14 protein-coding genes and 2 pseudogenes are annotated in these 17,423 nt (G+C 72.7%); 9 read left to right on the top strand and 7 right to left on the bottom strand.

Annotation, left to right across the window (positions count from 1 at the left end; all coding sequences use genetic code 11):
- Positions 1 to 257: 257 nt before the first annotated feature.
- Together ACZ4SV_RS04690 and ACZ4SV_RS04685 are read left to right on the top strand one after the other, a co-directional pair.
- The gene (locus ACZ4SV_RS04690) at positions 258 to 1,289 is read left to right on the top strand and encodes an urea transporter (RefSeq protein WP_468001389.1); all 1,032 of its coding nucleotides are present in this window, start codon (positions 258 to 260) and stop codon (positions 1,287 to 1,289) included.
- Between the two features lie 379 nt (positions 1,290 to 1,668).
- Complete coding sequence (locus ACZ4SV_RS04685) at positions 1,669 to 3,429, top strand: LCP family protein (protein WP_468001387.1); 1,761 nt, start codon at positions 1,669 to 1,671, stop codon at positions 3,427 to 3,429.
- A 37-nt stretch (positions 3,430 to 3,466) separates the two neighbouring features.
- Here ACZ4SV_RS04685 and ACZ4SV_RS04680 read toward each other — a convergent pair whose 3' ends face one another.
- Together ACZ4SV_RS04680 and ACZ4SV_RS04675 are read right to left on the bottom strand one after the other, a co-directional pair.
- A complete protein-coding gene (locus tag ACZ4SV_RS04680; protein WP_365880043.1) occupies positions 3,467 to 4,246 on the bottom strand; it encodes a DUF1206 domain-containing protein in 780 nt (259 codons plus the stop codon).
- A 144-nt stretch (positions 4,247 to 4,390) separates the two neighbouring features.
- Complete coding sequence (locus tag ACZ4SV_RS04675; RefSeq protein ID WP_468002466.1) at positions 4,391 to 5,536, bottom strand: MFS transporter; 1,146 nt, start codon at positions 5,534 to 5,536, stop codon at positions 4,391 to 4,393.
- Between the two features lie 275 nt (positions 5,537 to 5,811).
- Between ACZ4SV_RS04675 and ACZ4SV_RS04670 the strand changes: the two genes are divergently transcribed.
- Entirely contained in the window at positions 5,812 to 6,474 is a 663-nt protein-coding gene (locus ACZ4SV_RS04670; protein ID WP_468001385.1) for a ScbR family autoregulator-binding transcription factor, read from the top strand.
- Between the two features lie 64 nt (positions 6,475 to 6,538).
- Here the strand turns inward: ACZ4SV_RS04670 and ACZ4SV_RS04665 are convergent, their stop codons facing one another.
- Positions 6,539 to 7,372: an alpha/beta fold hydrolase gene (locus ACZ4SV_RS04665; protein ID WP_468001383.1), complete on the bottom strand. Its 834-nt coding sequence runs from the start codon at positions 7,370 to 7,372 to the stop codon at positions 6,539 to 6,541.
- Positions 7,373 to 7,743: 371 nt separating this feature from the next.
- Between ACZ4SV_RS04665 and ACZ4SV_RS04660 the strand changes: the two genes are divergently transcribed.
- The 5 genes from ACZ4SV_RS04660 to ACZ4SV_RS04640 all read left to right on the top strand — a co-directional run bounded on the left by ACZ4SV_RS04660 (position 7,744) and on the right by ACZ4SV_RS04640 (position 13,791).
- Positions 7,744 to 9,930: an MMPL family transporter gene (locus ACZ4SV_RS04660; RefSeq protein WP_468001381.1), complete on the top strand. Its 2,187-nt coding sequence runs from the start codon at positions 7,744 to 7,746 to the stop codon at positions 9,928 to 9,930.
- A gap of 321 nt (positions 9,931 to 10,251) precedes the next feature.
- Entirely contained in the window at positions 10,252 to 10,998 is a 747-nt protein-coding gene (locus ACZ4SV_RS04655; protein ID WP_468001379.1) for an FAD binding domain-containing protein, read from the top strand.
- A gap of 186 nt (positions 10,999 to 11,184) precedes the next feature.
- Complete coding sequence (locus ACZ4SV_RS04650; RefSeq protein WP_468001377.1) at positions 11,185 to 11,646, top strand: AAA family ATPase; 462 nt, start codon at positions 11,185 to 11,187, stop codon at positions 11,644 to 11,646.
- A 178-nt stretch (positions 11,647 to 11,824) separates the two neighbouring features.
- A complete protein-coding gene (locus ACZ4SV_RS04645) occupies positions 11,825 to 12,694 on the top strand; it encodes an MBL fold metallo-hydrolase (RefSeq protein WP_468001375.1) in 870 nt (289 codons plus the stop codon).
- A gap of 116 nt (positions 12,695 to 12,810) precedes the next feature.
- On the top strand, positions 12,811 to 13,791 hold the full coding sequence (locus ACZ4SV_RS04640; protein ID WP_468001373.1) for a pirin family protein: 981 nt from the start codon (positions 12,811 to 12,813) through the stop codon (positions 13,789 to 13,791).
- 364 nt (positions 13,792 to 14,155) lie between these two features.
- Here ACZ4SV_RS04640 and ACZ4SV_RS04635 read toward each other — a convergent pair.
- Together ACZ4SV_RS04635 and ACZ4SV_RS04630 are read right to left on the bottom strand one after the other, a co-directional pair.
- Positions 14,156 to 14,787 (bottom strand): annotated as a pseudogene (locus ACZ4SV_RS04635) (transposase).
- A 41-nt stretch (positions 14,788 to 14,828) separates the two neighbouring features.
- Positions 14,829 to 15,248, bottom strand: coding sequence for a RidA family protein (locus ACZ4SV_RS04630; RefSeq protein ID WP_468001371.1), 420 nt, complete (start codon positions 15,246 to 15,248; stop codon positions 14,829 to 14,831).
- 126 nt (positions 15,249 to 15,374) lie between these two features.
- Between ACZ4SV_RS04630 and ACZ4SV_RS04625 the strand changes: the two are divergent.
- Positions 15,375 to 15,785 (top strand): annotated as a pseudogene (locus ACZ4SV_RS04625) (LUD domain-containing protein); the annotation flags it as partial.
- Positions 15,786 to 15,926: 141 nt separating this feature from the next.
- On the opposite strand, the gene ACZ4SV_RS04620 reads toward ACZ4SV_RS04625, so the two are convergent.
- Positions 15,927 to 16,556, bottom strand: coding sequence for an HAD family hydrolase (locus ACZ4SV_RS04620; protein ID WP_468001370.1), 630 nt, complete (start codon positions 16,554 to 16,556; stop codon positions 15,927 to 15,929).
- Between the two features lie 44 nt (positions 16,557 to 16,600).
- Complete coding sequence (locus ACZ4SV_RS04615; protein WP_468001368.1) at positions 16,601 to 17,410, bottom strand: enoyl-CoA hydratase-related protein; 810 nt, start codon at positions 17,408 to 17,410, stop codon at positions 16,601 to 16,603.
- Positions 17,411 to 17,423 lie beyond the last annotated feature (13 nt).

The following is a 17,423-nucleotide window of genomic DNA, read 5'->3' as shown; positions in this document are numbered from 1 at the left end:
CCAGAGCTTTCCTCATCGGGAGGCTGCCCAGGATCACGCGGACGATGCCGGTCTTCCGCACCGCACTCCCGCCCGCCTCCGCCGAGGGGGGCGTGCACCGGCGTACGCACCGGGCGGTGCGGCGGCGAGCGCCCGCTGCCGCGACGGCGGCCGACGGGACCGGCCACCCGGCGGACCTCGACAAGCGGTATCGTATGGCGGAAGTTGCATGCCGTATCGCGGAATAGTGCACGATGGGCTTCGGGGAGGGGCGGGGCGTGGGGCGGTCGTACGGGGTCCGGTGGCGGCGGCGGGGACCCGGCACGGAACGCGGCGCGGGTGCCGGACGGCCGGTGCTGCGCGGCCCGGCCCAGGTGATGTTCCTGGCCGACGCGCGGACCGGCGCCGTCGTCCTGCTCGCGCTGGCCACGGCCGACTGGCGCTACGCCGGCTACGCCCTGGCCGGCGCCGCCCTCGGCACCGGCACGGCACGGCTGCTGCACGTGGCCCGCGACCGGGTGGAGCAGGGCCTGGAGGGCTTCAACTCCTGCCTCCTCGCCCTGTGGTGCGCCGTGTTCCTGGGACCGGGCCGGCCCGGCACCGCGCTGCTGGCCGCCGCCGGCTGCGTCGTCACCGTGGTCGCCACCGCCGCCGTGGTCCGGCTGCTGCGGGTCTGGCGGCTGCCGTCGCTGACCCTGCCGTACTGCCTGCTCGCGAGCGCCGTCACCATCGCCGCGCCCGCCTTCCGGCGGGTCCGGCCGCCCGGCCGCGGCCTCGCCGCGCTGCCCCGCCCGGCCGCCGGCCCCACCGCGCCGGGCCCGGACGAGCTGTGGCGGGGATTCTTCCGCAACGTCTCCCAGGTCTTCTTCCTGGACCAGTGGTACGCGGGTGCGCTGCTGCTCGCGGGCCTGTTCCTGGCGAGCCGGGTGGCGGCGCTGGCGGCCTGCGCCGGCAGTGCGACGGGCCTGCTGACCGCCTGGGCGCTCGGCGTGCCGGCGGCCCGGATCGCCGACGGCACGATGGGCTGCAACGCGGTGCTCGTCGCCGTGGCGCTGTGCGGTGTCTTCCTGGCGGCGGCCCCGGCCACGCTGCCGTACGCGCTGCTCGGCGCCGCGACGGCCACCGCCGTGACACCCGCCGTCGCGCATCTGCTCGCACCCGCCGGCGGGCAGGCGTTCACCTGGCCGTTCGTGCTGACGACGCTCGGCTTCCTGGCCGCCGCCCGCTCCTTCCCCCGGCTGGCCGGCCCGGCCCCCGCGGCGGACGACACGCGCCCGCACCGGCCCGGCGCGACGGCACCGACGGTGTAGGGCCTCTCGTTTGGATCATGCCGGGCTCGCGGGCCCTGGCACCTCCCCCAAGCTCTTCGAGCAGGGGGTGCCCCCAGCGGCGTTGTCGTCGGTTGCCATGGCTCCGCCATGGCGCCCTCCTCCGCCTTGCGATGCACGGCACCAGACCCCGCTCCCTGATCCGGCCCGATCCCAACGAAAGACCCTAGCTCCGGACCCGCCTCCCGCCGTGCCGTCCGGCACCCTGCCTCCTGTGAATTCCGTAAGGATCCGTGCTGTCCGGTTCGTACGTTTGTTAGATTGCGCAACCAGGCGCGAACAGACGCGACCAGGCGCGATCAGACGACCGACGACGCACAGGCCCGACCGTTCAGGCCCGACCGTTCAGGGGGAGTGGAAGATGAGCGACCCGTGGAACGGGCAGGCCGGCCGGGCCACACACGGCCCCGGCGCCCGGATACCCGGCGGGCGCGCGGCGGGCACGGGACCGGCGGGGCCGGCGGGTCAGCGGGCGGCCGGTGCGGCACCGGCGGGTCCGTCCGGCGGCCGGGCCGCGGCCCGCGTCGCCTCGCGCGCACGCGGCGGCAGGCCGCCCCGCCCGGCCCGCGCGCCGGGACGCGGCAGGCGGATCCTGCGGGGCTCCGCCATCACGCTGTCCGCCCTCATCGTGCTGACCTCCGGCGTGGGCTGGTGGTTCTACCAGCATCTCGACGGCAACATCCACAGCGTCTCGCTGGACGGCAAGGGCGGCGCGGAGAAGGCCGACGCGTTCGGCCGCACCCCCATCAACATCCTCGTCATGGGTTCGGACGGCCGCACCAGCGCCGCCGACTGCGCGCTCGGCGGCGGCTGCGCGCACACCGGGGTGCAGACCGGCAGCAACGCGGACGTGGAGATGGTCCTGCACATATCCGCCGACCGCTCCGACGCCACCGTGCTGAGCATCCCGCGCGACACCATGACGAAGGTCCCGGCCTGCTCGGACACCGAGTCGGGCAAGTCCACGCCCGGCTACTACGGCCAGATCAACAGCGCCCTCCAGTACGGCCCCGCCTGCCAGGTCGCCACGGTCCACCGGCTCACCGGCATCCCCATCGACCACTTCGTCAAGCTGGACTTCTCCGGTGTGGTCAAGATGTCCGACGCGGTCGGCGGCGTCTCGGTGTGCGTCAGCGACGACGTCTACGACACCTACTCCCACCTGAAGCTGTCGAAGGGCTCCCACACCCTCAAGGGCGAGGCGGCGCTGGAGTTCGTACGCTCCCGGCACGGCTTCGGCGACGGCAGCGACCTCGGCCGTACGGTCTCGCAGCACATCTTCCTCAGCGCGGTGATCCGCAAGTTCAAGAGCGCGGGCACGCTCACCGACCCCTCCGCGGTCTACAAGCTGGCCGACGCCGCCACCAAGGCGCTGACCGTGGACGACGGCCTGGGCACCGTCCGGAAGCTGATCGGGCTCGCGACCGACGTGAACAAGGTGCCCGCCCAGCGCATCACCTTCGCGACGATGCAGACGGCACCCGACCCCGCCGACCACGACCGCGTGGTGGCCGGACCCGGGGCCGCGTCCCTGTTCGCCGCCATCGCGGACGACCGGTCCCTGACCGCGGGCTCCGGGAAGAAGTCCGCCACGGCGTCCGCGTCCGCGTCCGCCACGGCCGCCGCCGTGCCCGCGTCCCGGATCGCGGTGACGGTGGAGAACGGCACCGGCATCACCGGCCGCGCCTCCGTGGTCGCCGGCGCCCTCACCGGCCGGGGCTTCAGCTCCGCCACCAGCACGGGCAACGCGCCCCGCCCCGCGGCCACCACCACCCTCACCTACGGCACCGGCCACCGGCCCGAGGCGCTGACGGTCGCCAAGGCACTCGGTCTGCCCGCCTCGCACCTCAGGCAGGGCACCGGCACGGGCCTCACCCTCGTGATCGGCGGCGACTGGCCGAGCGGAGCCGGCTACCCGGGCGGGAGTTCCGTATCCGCCGCCGGCCCGGCGCCGAAGACGTCCGACGCCAAGACCGCCGTCGGCGGCGCCCACGCCTCCACCGCCGACCAGGCCAAGACCTGCGCCCAGGTGAGCCCCTACAAGACGGTCAAGCTCGACGGGGTCACCATGACACCGGCCCAGGCGTACGCCGCGGCGCGCGGCAAACCCGACTCCGACTGACCGCGTCCCGGGACCCGGGAGCCCGCCGGCCGCCGGCTCAGAGGTCGCGCCAGCGGGCGGAGCACCAGGAGAACAGCCCGAACGCGGCCAGACCGAGGGCGACCAGCGCGAGCAGCCACGGCCCGGCCGGCAGGTCCCGGAACCCGCGCAGCGTGTCGTCCATGCCCCTGGCCTGCCCCGGCTGGTGCCGGACGGCCGCGACGACGGCGAACACACCGGCCGCGGCGAAGACGACGCCCCGGGTCGCGCCACCGGTCACGCCGAGGAACTCGACCACCGGACGGACCCGGGGGGACATGGCCCCGGTCCGCAGGTGCTTGCGGAACTTCCGCAGCACGGCCCGCCCCGCGATCCACAGCCCGGCGATCACCACACCGGCGCCCGCGAGGCCCAGGAGCCACTGACCGCCGGGCCACTCCAGCACCCGGGCGGTGACATCGTCGGTGTGCCGGTCGGAGGACCCGCTGCCGCTGCCCCGGTCCCCGGCCGCGTAGGCGAGCACCGAGTACGACACGAAGCCGTAGAACACGGCACGGAACAGGGCCGTCACCCGCTTGGAGAGCTTCGAGCCGTCGGTGCCCGAGCCGCCGAACACCGCCTCCGACAGCCGCCACAACGCCATTCCGGCCAGCGCCACGCCCACGGCCCACAGCAGCACCGACCCGAACGGCCGCTCGGCCAGCTCACCCAGGGCACCGCCCCGGTCGGCCTGGCGCCCGTGGCCGGCCCCGCCGAAGGCGATCTGCAACGCGATGACCGCCACGAGCACGTAGATCAGCCCGCGCGCGGCGAAACCGGCCCGCGCCGCCACGGTCATCGCCGTACTGTCCGCCGCCTGCCGCGCCTGGGACCGGCCCCGCAGTGTCCACGTCCGTGCATCCATACACCGCCGATGCCCCCGCGTCCCGGTCCGACACCTGCGCGCCGCCGGCCGGGGCCCGCGCCGCGGCGCGGGGGAAGATCAGTCCGGCCCCGGCGGACGGGGCAGGCGTGGCCGGCGTGACAGCGGCGACAGTCGTTCGCCGAGCAGCACCGCGCAGGCCCCCGCGGTCAGCACTCCGCCCGCGAGGAAGACGCCCCGCGCGCCGGTGTGCGGCAGGAGCAGCGCGCCGAGCGCGGCGCCCGCCGCGATCCCGGCGTTGTAGCAGCCGGAGCTCGCCGCGAGCGCGAGGTCCGTACGGCCCGGAGCGCAGTGCAGCATCGCGTGCTGCGCGGCCATGAACACCGGCCCCAGCGCACCGCCCGTCAGCACCAGGAACACCACGGCGGCCACCGGCCGGGCGCCGGCCGCGGACAGGCCGAGCATGCCCACGGCCTGTACGCACACGGCCGCGGTCAGCGCCGGACCCGGGAAACGGTCCAGCAGTACGGCGGTGACGCTCACCCCGGCCAGGCACGCGGCGCCGAAGACCGAGAGCAGGACGCCGGCCGTGCCCGGGGCGAACCCGCTCACGCCCTCCAGGAACACCGCGATGTAGGTGTAGCCGGCGAACGCCCCGGTGGCGGAGAGGAACCCCGCCGCCAGCACGAGGGCGAACCGGCGGGCATCGGGCCGCTCGGCGTACGCGGCGGGCTCCTCCTCCGGGGGCGAGGCCGGCAGCAGGGCGGCGATCGTCACCAGGCAGAGCAGTCCCGGCACGGCCGGCAGGACGAAGGGCAGCCGCCAGCCGCCGTGCCGGCCCAGCCAGGTCGCGGCCGGCACCCCGGCCACCAGCGCCAGCGACCCGGCGACGGACAGCGCCCCGGCGACCCGTCCGCGCACCTCGGGCGCGAACAGGCCCACCGCCACCGGTCCCGCCACCGCCCACAACAGCGCCTGCGCGAGAGCGGACAGCAGCCGCGCCAGGAGGAGTTGCCCGTAGGAGGCGGCCGTCGCGGCGATCAGACCGGACGCGGTCAGCGCGGCCAGCAGTCCGGTGCACACATGGCGCCTGGGCACCGACCGTACGAGCCGGGCCAGCGGCACGGAGGCCACGGCCACCGTCAGGCCGTACCCGGTGACCAGCAGTCCGGCCGCCGACAGCGACACGCGCAGGCCGTGGGCGACGGGTTCGAGCAGACCGACCGGCAGGCTCTCCACGGTGTTGAGCGTGAACGCGGACAGCATCAGCGCCGCGAGGACGGCCCGCCCGCGCCAGGGAGCCGGCCGCGTCCCGGCCGCGCCCGCCGCCCCGGCCCGTCCCGCCTGTTCCGTGGCACCGCCCATGGGACCAGCACACCCGGCTCACCGGCCCCGCCGCAACCGAATTCGGCCGCCGCCGGGCCGTCTCCCGGCGCTGTGTGGGACCGTTCCTTTCAACAACCTTTGCCCACCACGGTGTTGACCGGACGTGCGGTATGGTGCGTGCTGTTCGGTCTGGTTTCCGGCCTGAGGGAGGGTCCGTGGCACGGCAGGAGCGAGGTGTCCGGACCCGACGCGCCGTTCTGGCAGCCGCCGCGGCCGTCTTCGCGGAGCGCGGGTACGCCGCCGCCACCATCGCCGAGATCCTCAAGCGGGCCCGCGTGACCAAGGGCGCCCTGTACTTCCACTTCGACTCCAAGGCGGACCTCGCCCGGGGCGTGCTGGAGGAACAACTGAGCCCCGAGTACCTCCTGCCCCGGGAGCTGAAGCTCCAGGAGTGGGTGGACGCGGGCATGGTCCTCGCAAGGCGCCTGCCCAGGGAACCCCTCCTGCTCGCCGGGGCCCGGATCTCCGCCGACCTGCCCGGCAACGAGGTGCTCGGCAGCGCCTGGCCGGCCTGGGCCCGCCTGACCTCGGGCGTGCTCGCGGACGCCAAGGAACGCGGCGAGGTGCTGCCGCACGTGGTGCCCGAGGAGACCGCCCAGGTCTTCCTCGGCGCCTGGATCGGCGTGCAGTTCGTCTCGCAGACCGCGGCCGGCTGGACCGACCTGGCCGACCGCACGTCGGCGCTCTACGGCCATCTCCTGCCCGCGATCGCCGCCCCGGACGTCCTGCCGCGGCTGGACACCGCGCCGGACCGCGGCGCCCGCGTGATCGCCGAGGCCCGGCAGCGGCCGGCCGCCCTGGTCGGCGCCACGGGCTGACCCCGCCACCACACCGGCACCCTCCATGGCCGAGGCAGCCGGGCCATGGACGCGGCCCCGGACGTCAGGTGAGGCCGGCGAGGAAGTCCTCCAGCAGCCGTGCAGCACCTCCGGCTGTTCGAGATGCAGGTCGTGCCCCGTGCCGGGAACGCTCACCGCCCGGGTGTCCGGCCGCTGGGCGAGCATCGCGTCTGTCCGCCCCCGGCAGCAGACTCGACTGCGCGAACACGGCCGGCGTGGGGCAGCCGATCGACTGCGCGAACACGGCCGGCGTGGGGCAGCCGACCCGCTGCCAGGCAGGCCGGGAGGAACACCGCGCGTTCTCCGCGACCGAGGCCACCGTCACCGCACGGTCGAAGCGCGGATGCCAGCCGCCCTCGCGGTACTCCAGCCCGGCCGCCCAGCCCTCGCCCACCGGGCCGCCGCCGAAGAAGGAGACCGCCGCCTCCCGGGAGGGGAACGGCACCGGCCACGAGTCGAGCCAGGCGGCGATGGCCTGCGGAGCCCCGGGATCGGGATCGCGGGGCGCGGCCTCGACGAGGACGAGCGCGCGGGCGAGTCCCGGATGCGCGGCGGCGGCCGGCAGCGCCGTGTGGCCGCCGAGCGACTGCCCGGCCAGGACCGGCCGGTGCAGCCCCAGTTGCCCGGCGACCGCGACCACGTCCGCCACCAGGGCCGCGCGCGAGACGTCGGACGGATGCCGCTCGGCGGCGCCGTGCCCGCGCTGGTCGACCGCGACCGGCCGGAACCGTCCCGCCGGCCGCCGGGCCACCGCGTCCCATTCGCCGGCGTGGCCGGCCGGCCCGTGCAACAGCACCACGGCGGGTCCGGAGCCGCCCCGGTCACGGCACACCAGCCGGACGCCGTCCCGGACGACCACCCGCTCCGACCACTCCACGCGCCACCTCCGTACCGCCGCCGGCCAACCGAGCCTGCCGTACCGGTCCCGGTAGGCGCGACGCGGCGGCCATGCCGCACGCGGGCCCGGCACCTGACGACTGCTCACCCGCGGCCGTCTCCCCGCGACCGCGCGCCCGCGACCGCGCGCCCGCGACCGCTCACCCGTGGTCCTTCACCCGCCGCTGCCGTCCCCGGCCGCGGGGGAGGGGCCGTGCGCGTCCGATGAGGGGATGCGGGCGCGTGGTCACTAGGATGAGAGGCCAAGACAACCATGCGACCGGCCCGTTCGACGTGTGCCGGTCGGGGTCGCCGATGCCAGGGACCGCTCCCCGGGCTGCGGTGATCTTCCTTCCCAGGAGGACCCTCCGCATGTTCCGACGAATAGGCAGCGCCGTCGTCCGTCATCCCGTGTGGACGATCGTGGCGTGGCTGATCGCCGCGGTGGCCATCGTCGCCACCGCCCCGAGCCTGCCCTCGAACAGTGACGAGAGCAGCTTTCTACCCAAGAGTTACGAGTCCATCCAAGCGGCGGACCTTCAGCAGAGGGCGTTCCCCAGCGCCTTCACGCCGTCCGCGATCGCGCTCTACCAGCGCACCGACGGCGGCAAGCTGACCGCCGACGACCAGCGCGATGTCGCCCGCATCACCGAAGAACTGGGCAAGAAGCACATCGACCAGGTGCAGAAGGTCGTCCCCGGCCAGCCGTCGAAGGACGGCAAGTACACCATGACCCTGGTGCAGATGGACAGCAAGAAGGCCGGTCAGCCCGAACAGGCCGACGCGGCGAAGGAATTGCGTGAAGAGGCCGGGAAACTGGCCAAGGGCACGCATCTCGACGTCAAACTGGGCGGCTCCGCGGCCCAGGCCCTCGACCAGCAGGACTCGTCCAAGCGCGGTCAGGCGCTGATCGGCATCGGCACCTTCGTCATCATCCTGGTGACCCTGCTGATCATCTTCCGGGCGCCGATCCTCGCCGTACTGCCTCTGGTGCTGATCGGCCTGGTCTCCGCCATCGCCAACGGACTGATCGCCTACGCCACCAAGCTGTTCGACCTCCAGGCCAACAGCTCGATCTCGTCGATCCTCATCGTCGTCCTCTTCGGCGTCGGCACCGACTACTTCCTGTTCCTGATCTTCCGTTACCGCGAAAGCCTGCGTGCCGGGGACGAACCCAAGGAGGCCATGGTCAACGCGGTCGGCCGGGTCGGCGAGGCCATCGCCTCGGCGGCGGGGGCGGTCATCATCGCCTTCCTCGCCCTGGTGCTGTCCACGCTGGGCTTCCTGAAGCAGATGGGTCCGGCGCTCGCCATCGCGGTCGCCGCCACCCTGGTCGCGGGCCTGACCCTGATCCCCGCCGTGGTCTCGCTCATCGGACCGAAGGTCTTCTGGCCCTCGAAGTCCTGGCAGAAGGAACCGCAGAACGCCCGCTTCGCCGCCCTCGGCCGGGGCATCCAGCGCCGCCCGGCGCTGGCCGCCATCGCCTCGGGTCTGATCCTGCTCGTCCTGTCGGCCGGCACCTTCGGCTACAAGGCCACCTTCGACCTGGCCTCGGGTTCCATGCCCAAGACCAAGGAGTCGATGGTCGTCCAGGACGAGATGCAGAAGGCGTACTCGGCGGGCGCGGCCGCACCCACCGACGTCTACCTCTCCAGCGTCGACGGCAAGCCGCTCGACGCGTCCGGCTTCAAGGCGTACGCGCGGAAGCTGGCCGCGGTGGACGGGGTCGCCGCCGCCCGTATGACCCAGCTCAACAGGGAGGGCACCACCGCGGACTTCACCGTCACGCTCAAGTACGAGGCGTCGACGGACAAGGCGATCGACGCCGTGGGCCGGGTCCGCGAGGTCGCGCACTCGGCGGCGCCGGGCGGCAGCGAGGCGGTGGTCGGCGGTATGTCGTCGATCTTCAAGGACATCAACGCGGCGGTCAACCACGACTACAAGACGGTCTTCCCCGTCGCCGCACTCCTCATCATGATCATTCTGGGGCTGCTGCTGCGCAGTGTGGTGGCTCCCTGGTACCTGATGGCCTCCGTGGGCCTGGGCTTCGGTGCCACCCTGGGGGCCACCGTGTGGATCTTCCAGGGCGCGCAGGGGCACTCCGGCCTGATGTTCATGCTGCCGGTGATCATGTATCTCTTCGTGGTCGCGATCGGCACCGACTACAACATCCTCATGATCGCCCGGCTGCGTGAGGAGGCCCGCGAGGGCCGGGAGCCGCGCGAGGCGGCCGGCATGGCGCTGCGGCACGCCGGACCGACCGTGGCCGCGGCCGGCTTCATCCTGGCGGCGACCTTCGCCACCATGATGCTCGCGGGCAACGCGCTGCTGTCGGAGATGGGTTTCGCGGTCTCCTTCGGCATCGCGGTGGCGGCGTTCGTCATGGCGATGTTCTTCACCCCGAGCCTCACGGCCCTGATCGGCCACGCCGCCTGGTGGCCGGGCCACGGGGACCGGGCGGAGCCGTCGGCCCCCGGAGCCGCGGGTTCCGGACCGCTCCGGGGTGACGCCGAGCGCGACGACACCTCCGCGCAGGATCCGGCCGGACGCCGCGGCTAGCCCCGGCCGCTCCGACCGACGAGTCCTGCCGGGCCCCCGGGCCCGGCAGGACTTTTTCGTGCCCGCCACACCGCTCAGATACGTCTCGGCATACCCTTCACGCCTGTTCACGGCCGCTCACGCCCGTCGGGCCCGGCCCTCCTGCGCAACGCGGGGTCCGCCCAGGCCGAGGAGCCGATCGGGTCGAGCCGTGTCGCGTACGCCGTCCCCGCATGCCCGTGTGAGCCCTGTACGCGCCCCCTGCCTGCCGAGAAGACTGCGCTGTCGGCGGGGCGGCCGTCCGCCCCTCGTCCCGAGTCCCAGAAAGGCAGGTCGGCCGCTGTGCTGTTGCGTCTGCCCACCTCCGTGCCGGAAGCCCGGGAGTGCCTGGCCGAGAGGGCCGTGCCGATAGGCGGGGCGACCCTCGTCTGGGCGACCTGGCAGCGGGACGGGTTCCCGGAGCTGGCGATGTCGCTCCGCGGAGTGCCGGAGGCGAACGTCATCGGGCCGCAGGCGCTGGGCGGCGCCGTGGTGCTGCACCGGATCGACACCCGGGTGCCGGACGTCATGCGGCTGGCCGCCGCCACGGTCGGCACCGGCGCCGTACGGCGGACGGCCACGGTCGGCGGCAACCTCGCCGGCAGTACGCTGCGCTGTCTGCTGCCCGCCGCCCTGGTCCTGGACGCCCGGGCGACGGTCCTGGAGCCCGACGCCGTCCGCGAGACGGACCTGGCCGAGGTGGTCGCCAAGCGTCCCGTGCTGCTCGGCCTGCGCTGGCCCGCCCCGCTCGCCTCGGCCTACCGCAAGCTGCCCGCCCCGCCCGGCGGGGCACCGCCCCTGGTCGTGGCCTCCGCCCTGCACACCGAGGACGGGACGGGGCGCCGCCTGCGCGTGGCCGTACGGGACGGCTACGACGTACTGACCGGCACCACCCGCTACGACGCCGACGCCCTCGCCGGGCCCGGCACCGGCACCGGCACCGGCGCCGAGGAGGCCCTCGACGCCTTGCGCGCCACGGACCTCGGCCACCTGCCGGGCCCCGTCTGGGAGGTCATCGGCCCGCAGGTCACCGGCCTCCTGGAGGGCTAGGGCCGGGGCTGACGGCATCCGCCCGTAGGTCACCGGCCTCTTGGCGGGCCAGGGGTGGGGCTGACGGCATCGGCCCGCAGGTCACCGGCCTTCTGGAGGGGCCAGGGCCGGGGATGAGGTCATCCCCGGGCGTGCCGCCGCCGGTGTTCTCGCCCGGGTCCGGGACGGCGTGCCATCGTGGCGGGTATGGCGACGCACGCGGACCTGGCGGTGCTGGTCGGGCTGCAGGCGTCCGGCAAGTCCACCTTCTACGCCCGGTGCCTTGCCGACCGGTACGAGCTGGTCGGCAAGGACCTGTTCCCGCGCGGTGCCAGGAACAAGCAGGCCCGGCAGATGCGGCTGGTGACGGAGCACCTGGCGGCGGGGCGTGCGGTGGCCGTGGACAACACGAACCCGTCACCGCAGGAATGGGCCCCGCTGGTGGCGGCGGCGCGGGCGTACGGGGCGACCGTGACGGCGTACTGGTTCCCGCCGGACGTGGCGGGCTCCCTCCGGCGCAACGCCGCGCGCGAGGGCCGCGAGCGGGTGCCCGACGTCGGTGTCCTGGCCACGCTGGGACGGCTGCGCAGACCGTCGACGGCGGACGGGTTCGACGCGGTGTGCGAGGTGCTCTTCGACGGGCGCGGCGGCTTCGAGGTACGGACCTGAGCCGTGGCGCCCGCGCCCCGCCGCCGCGCCCTCCGGCACCCACCGGGACGCGCCCGCCCAGAGCGCCCGGGCGCCGGAAACACAAGGCCGGGAGGGGGTTCCGCTCCGGTGGCCCGGCGGGATACCCCTGAAGGGCGGGCCCGAGCCGGGGCCGCCTGCCCGTGGAGAGGAGTCCGCCGTGGACGGATGGTACGTGGACGACCGCTGCGTGAACTGCGACGTGGCCCGGCAGTTCGCGCCCGGGCTGATCGACGAGGCCGACGGGAAGTCGCGGGTCCTGCGGGCCCCGGCGGACGAGGCGGAGAACCGGAGCCTGCACGCCGCGGTCTTCGCCTGCCCCACCCGCTCCATCCGGCCGGTGACCGGCCGCGCGGACCGGGCCCTGGACCCGTTCCCGCTGGCCCTGGACGACGGTGTGCTGATCTGCGGGCACAACTCGCCGCGCACCGCGGGCGCCAACTCCTACCTGCTGCTGCGGCCGGGCGGCGCCCGCATCATGATCGACACGCCCCGCTGGAGCCGTGAGCTGGCCGCGCGCCACACCGCCGGCGGCCCGGTCACCGACGTGCTGCTCACCCACCGCGACCACGCCGCGCACGGCCGCCGTTACGCCGACCACTTCGGCGCCCGGCTGTGGATCCACGAAGGGGACCTGGACGCCGCCCCGGACGCGGACCGCGTGATCCGCGGACTGGACCCGGTGGAGATCGCCGAAGGCGTCACCGTCCACCCGCTGCCCGGGCACACCCGGGGCAGCGTCCTGTGTCTCGCGGACGACCGCTACTGCTTCAGCGGTGACAGCTTCTACTGGTCGCGTACGACCGGTGACCTGGAAGTCGCCGACAGCGTGACCTGGTACTCCATCGAGGCGCTGGCCGGCTCCCTGGCCAGGACGGCGGGCCGGCTGCGGTTCGAATGGGTCCTGCCGGGCCACGGGGACCGGCGCCGCCTGCCGGCCGACGAGATGTCCCGGCGACTGCGCGGCCTGGCGGACCGTACGCGTCTGCTGCGCCCGCGGCCGGTCGACTTCACGGCCGTCCGCTGGTGACGGGGAGCACCGGGCCGCCCCTCGCCCGGGTCTGCGATCATGAGACGGACCGCCACGCGCATCCGGCCGGATGGTGATTGAATGTAAAACAATCAGCGGTGGAGAGGTGGTCCATGATGAGCAATGTCGAGGCGGTACCCGTCGAAGTGCGCTGCGGCACGGTGGCGGACGGCGAGCCGCCGGCCGGGACGGCACGGGTCGACGTACTGACACCGCGCGACGTGCCGCTGGGCGGACCGCGCGCGATGACCGTACGGCGGACGCTGCCGCAGCGCGCCCGGACCCTGATCGGCGCCTGGTGCTTCGCCGATCACTACGGCCCCGACGACGTCTCCGAGACCGGCGGCATGGACGTCGCCCCGCACCCGCACACCGGACTGCAGACGGTGAGCTGGCTCTTCAGCGGAGAGATCGAGCACCGCGACAGCCTCGGCAGCCACGCCTTCGTACGGCCCGGGGAACTGAACCTCATGACCGGCGGCCACGGCATCAGCCACTCCGAGGTCTCCACCCCGCGGACCACGGTCCTGCACGGCGTACAGCTCTGGGTGGCACTGCCGGAGGCACACCGCGACACCGCGCCCGACTTCCGGCACCACGTCCCCGAGCCCGTGCGGAGCGAAGGCGCCGAGATCCGGGTCTTCCTGGGCTCACTCGCCGGCGTCACCTCCCCGGTGCCGGCCTTCACGCCCCTGCTCGGCGCCGAGATCCTGCTGCGGCCCCACACCTCGGTGACGCTCGCCGTCGACCCCGGCTTCGAACACGGTCTCCTGGTCGACCAGGGCACCGTCCGCCTGGCCGGCACCCTGCTGCGCCCCGCCGACCTGGGCTACGTCCACCCGGGCCCCGCCACCCTGACCCTGACGAACGAGTCGGACACCCCCGCGCGCACGGTCCTCCTCGGCGGAACACCTTTCGGCGAGGAGATCATCATGTGGTGGAACTTCATCGGCAGGTCGCACGAAGAGATCGCCAAGGCGCGCGAGGAGTGGATGACGGGGGACCGGTTCGGCACGGTCCAGGGCTACGACGGCGACCCGCTCCCGGCCCCCGAACTCCCCACGGTCTCACTGAAGCCGCGCCGGATCCCTCGCTGACCTGCGGAGGCGGGGCAGGCTCCGCGAAACGCCTATGGGACGGATGCGCGCGGTTTTGAGAAGCGATGCCCTCCAGGCTCCTGGAGGCTCGTACGCGTCTGACCGAGGCCCAGAGTGCGGCTGCCTCTGACAGCTTCGGCCGGCCTTTTGCTGACCCAATGCTGACTTTACTGACACGCCATCAGGTGCGGACGCGCTGCTGCTGCCGCTGGTCCGCTGCCATCGCTACGTTCGGGACCGAGGTGTCGGTCTGGTGGTTGCCGATCTGCCGGGCGCGAAGAGTGGGACCAGACCGAGAGGCGCGGTCCCCAGCGCGTTGCATTGGAGGAATGTGCCAAGACCGCGGCTCAACTAGAGTCCGTCTTCAAAGGGATCTTGCCCAGAGCAGGAGTGACGCGAGTGTGACCGCTGCTTTGTAGGAAGGAGCGGTCTTGTCGTACCGGGTGGCGATGCCGCGGAAGCCCTTGAGCTTGTTGAAGCAGCGTTCGACGACGTTCCGTCGGCGGTAGATCTCCCGGTTGAAGCCTGGCGGTCGGCCACCGCTGCTCCCGCGATTGTGCCGGTGCCGCAGTTGGTCGGCCTTTTCGGGGATCGTGTGCGCGATGCCGCGTTGCCGAAGGTAGCTGCGGAAGCCGCGAGAGCTGTATGCCTTGTCCGCGATCACATGGTCAGGTCGGCGGCGTGGCCGACCCGGGCCGGTGCGAGGATCTGGACCAGCCAGTCGATGTCACCGGTGGCGTCGGCCCGGGCCTGTATCTGCTGCAGGGCCCGGGTGAACGCGCCGTCCAGGGCGTAGCGACGGAAGCGGGTGTGGACCGTCTGCCACGGCCCGTAGCGGCCGGGCAGGTCACGCCAGGAGATCCCGGTGCGGATCTTGTAGACCATCCCGTTGATGACCTGCCGGTCTGCCACCCGGGGTCGGCCTGTCGCGGCCCGCGGTATCAGCAGAGCGAGCAACTCCCACTCCTGATCAGTGAGTTCATGGCGACGTATCACCCCACCACGATCCACCACCCGATGATCTCTGAAGACGGACCCTAGGGGCAGACGAAGGAGCCCTCGATCTCCACCAGGAGTGCTTCGTGCGCCAGTCCAGCAACGATGAGCAGGGTGTTGGCGGGGGTATCCCCTTCGGGGAACCACTGGGCATAGACCGCACTGCGCATCTCGTTGAATTCGTTCAGGTGGCCCCGGCCCACGAGGTAAGTCGTTAGTTTGATCAGGTCTGCGGGCTGCGCCCCTTGGGAAGCGAGCAGTTCCGCGATGGCGTCAAAGACTGCCCGGGTTTGTTCTGCTGCGCCTCGGGGTGGTTCAGCACCGGGCGCGCTCATGTCGATCTGCCCGGAGAAGAAGGCGACACGGGCCTGGGGCGCGGTGATGGCCAGGTGGCTGTACGTCCCGGCCGGTGCGGGGGCCGACTCGGGGTTCAGGTGCTGCACAAGAGACATCGGGATCATCCAAGCAGGGTGTGGGGAGGGTGACGGGTATGAGTGAGGCGGGTCAGGAGTAACTGCCGCGAGGTTCCGGAACATGATGTCAGTCGGATCGCGGGTTCGGCCGTTGATGTCTGGCGCTCATGGCGTGAGACCGATCTGGCCGAGCTGATCGTGCAGCTGGGCGACGACCATCCCTCGCGCATCCTGGTCCCGGCCATCCATCGCAACCGTGGCGAGATCCGTGACATCTTCCGCTCCTAGACGGCACGTTGGGGTCGTCCCGCGCCGGACGGACTGTCCGACGAGCCGGCCGAGCTGGCGGAGGCGGCCCGGTTGCACCTGCGGGAGAAGTTCCTGCGGGCGAAGGCCGGCATCTCCGGCGCGAACTTCGTGGTCGCCGAGACCGGCACCCTGGTGGTCGTCGAGTCGGAGGGCAATGGACGCATGTGCCTGACCCTGCCCGAGACTTTGGTCTCGGTCGTCGGCGTCGAGAAGGTGGTGCCCGCCTGGCGGGATCTGGAGGTCTTTCTCCAGACTCTCCCCCGCTCCTCCAGCGCGCTTCTCGGGTCGCGAGCCCCGAGGCGTTCGACGACATCTCCTGGGTGTGGACCGACCAGCCCGCCTCGATCGGAGCCTTCGTATCTCTGCCGGCCGCCGCCCGGACAGATGGGTCTACCCGGGCGGCCGCGCTAGAGCCGTTCAGCGTGAGGCGGGTATGAATTCGGCTTGTGGTCGGCCGAGGTGCTGGGCGAGCTCGGCGGTGGTGGTTGCGATATCACGATGGGTGATGCCGGCCATGCCCAGACGCTCTGCCGCGACGACGTTCTGCTTCAGATCGTCGATCATGACGATCTCGGACGGGCGGCAGCCCATTCGGTCGCAGGCGATCTGGTAGAGGCGGCGGGAGGGTTTGCGCACCCCTTCGCGGCCGGAGATGGTGACGCTGTCGAACAGTGAGTCGAGGTCCCAGCCGGCGTAGGCGTCGGAGCCGAAGGAGTTCGAGATCAGGCCGACACGAATGCCATGACCTCTCATGGTGCTGACGAGGGTGACCATCGATTCGTCCCGGTACAACCGTTTCTGAATGCGCGCGATCAGGCCGCGTGGTTCCACTGCTGCGCCGTGCAGTTCCAGTCGGGCTGCGAAGCCGGTCTCGAACTCCTCGGTGCTCAGGTGGCCTTCTTCGTGGGCGCTCAGGAGTTCGCGTGACTGTTCGTCCTCGGTGAGGAGGCGCAGGGGCAGATCGCGGTCATGGCATTCTTCACTGCCGAAGGCCCGGAACGCATCGAGCACGCTCGTGGTGAGGACGCCGCCGAAGTCGATCAGCACGGCTTGGCGCAAGGACCGAGGGGCTGGGGCTGCGTGGTCACGGGTCATCGCGGTGCCAGCCCGGGGAATCGGGGCTTGCGGCCCTCAAGGTAGCTTGTCACGCCTTCGACGACGTCCGGGCCCAGGAGGGACTCCTGCATGAGGTCGTCGGCGCGGGCCACGGCGGTCGCGAAGTCGGTGTCCATGGCGCTGTGGACCTGTTGTTTGATGACGCTCATCGCCCAGGGGGAGCTGAGGTCTGCCAGCTCTTGCGCGTAGGCGACGGCAGCGTCCACGAGGTTTTCCGCAGGCACGACGCGGTCGACCAGGCCGATGGCCAGCGCCTCGTCTCCGCGCACTACGCGGGCGGACAGGAGCAGGTCGAGCGCGCGGCTGGTGCCGATGAGGCGCGGCAGGATCCACGCGGCGCCGTACTCGGCGATGAGCCCTCTGCGGGCGAAGGCGGTGGTGAACTTGGCGTCGGGTGTGGAGAAGCGGATGTCACAGAACAGGGCCTCGACGAACCCGAGTCCGGCGGCGGCCCCGTTGACCGCGGCCACCACGGGCTTGCGGATGGTGAGGGGGAACTCGCGAGGGCGGGGGCGGGCCGGAAGGCCGGAGTCGTCGAGTTCGTCGACGCGTTGGAGATCGGTCATGTCCGCGCCCGCGCAGAATCCCCGGCCGGCCCCAGTGATGACGATGGCGCGTACGTCCGGGTTTGCCTCGGCTTCGTCGAGCAGTGCGAAGTACCGGTTCTCAAGGTCGTTGTTCCATGCGTTGAGCTTGTCCGGGCGGTTGAACGTCAGCAGCAGGACGGCCCCGTGCCGCTGTGAGAGAACGAGGTCCTCGTTCGGATGCGTCGAAGTCTGCGGCATGGTGCTCTGTCCT

The sequence above is a fragment of the Streptomyces sp. NPDC027672 genome, from assembly GCF_055566335.1.
This window is presented reverse-complemented; position numbering and strand designations above follow the sequence as displayed.

Bases quoted from the DNA above. Each gene is read 5' to 3' on its own strand.
- ACZ4SV_RS04685 (WP_468001387.1), top strand. From the start codon at position 1,669: ATGAGCGACCCGTGGAACGGGCAGGCCGGCCGGGCCACACACGGCCCC.
- ACZ4SV_RS04680 (WP_365880043.1), bottom strand. From the start codon at position 4,246: ATGACCGTGGCGGCGCGGGCCGGTTTCGCCGCGCGCGGGCTGATCTAC.
- ACZ4SV_RS04675 (WP_468002466.1), bottom strand. From the start codon at position 5,536: ATGCTGTCCGCGTTCACGCTCAACACCGTGGAGAGCCTGCCGGTCGGT.
- ACZ4SV_RS04660 (WP_468001381.1), top strand. From the start codon at position 7,744: ATGTTCCGACGAATAGGCAGCGCCGTCGTCCGTCATCCCGTGTGGACG.
- ACZ4SV_RS04650 (WP_468001377.1), top strand. From the start codon at position 11,185: ATGGCGACGCACGCGGACCTGGCGGTGCTGGTCGGGCTGCAGGCGTCC.
- ACZ4SV_RS04640 (WP_468001373.1), top strand. From the start codon at position 12,811: ATGAGCAATGTCGAGGCGGTACCCGTCGAAGTGCGCTGCGGCACGGTG.
- ACZ4SV_RS04630 (WP_468001371.1), bottom strand. From the start codon at position 15,248: ATGATCCCGATGTCTCTTGTGCAGCACCTGAACCCCGAGTCGGCCCCC.
- ACZ4SV_RS04615 (WP_468001368.1), bottom strand. From the start codon at position 17,410: ATGCCGCAGACTTCGACGCATCCGAACGAGGACCTCGTTCTCTCACAG.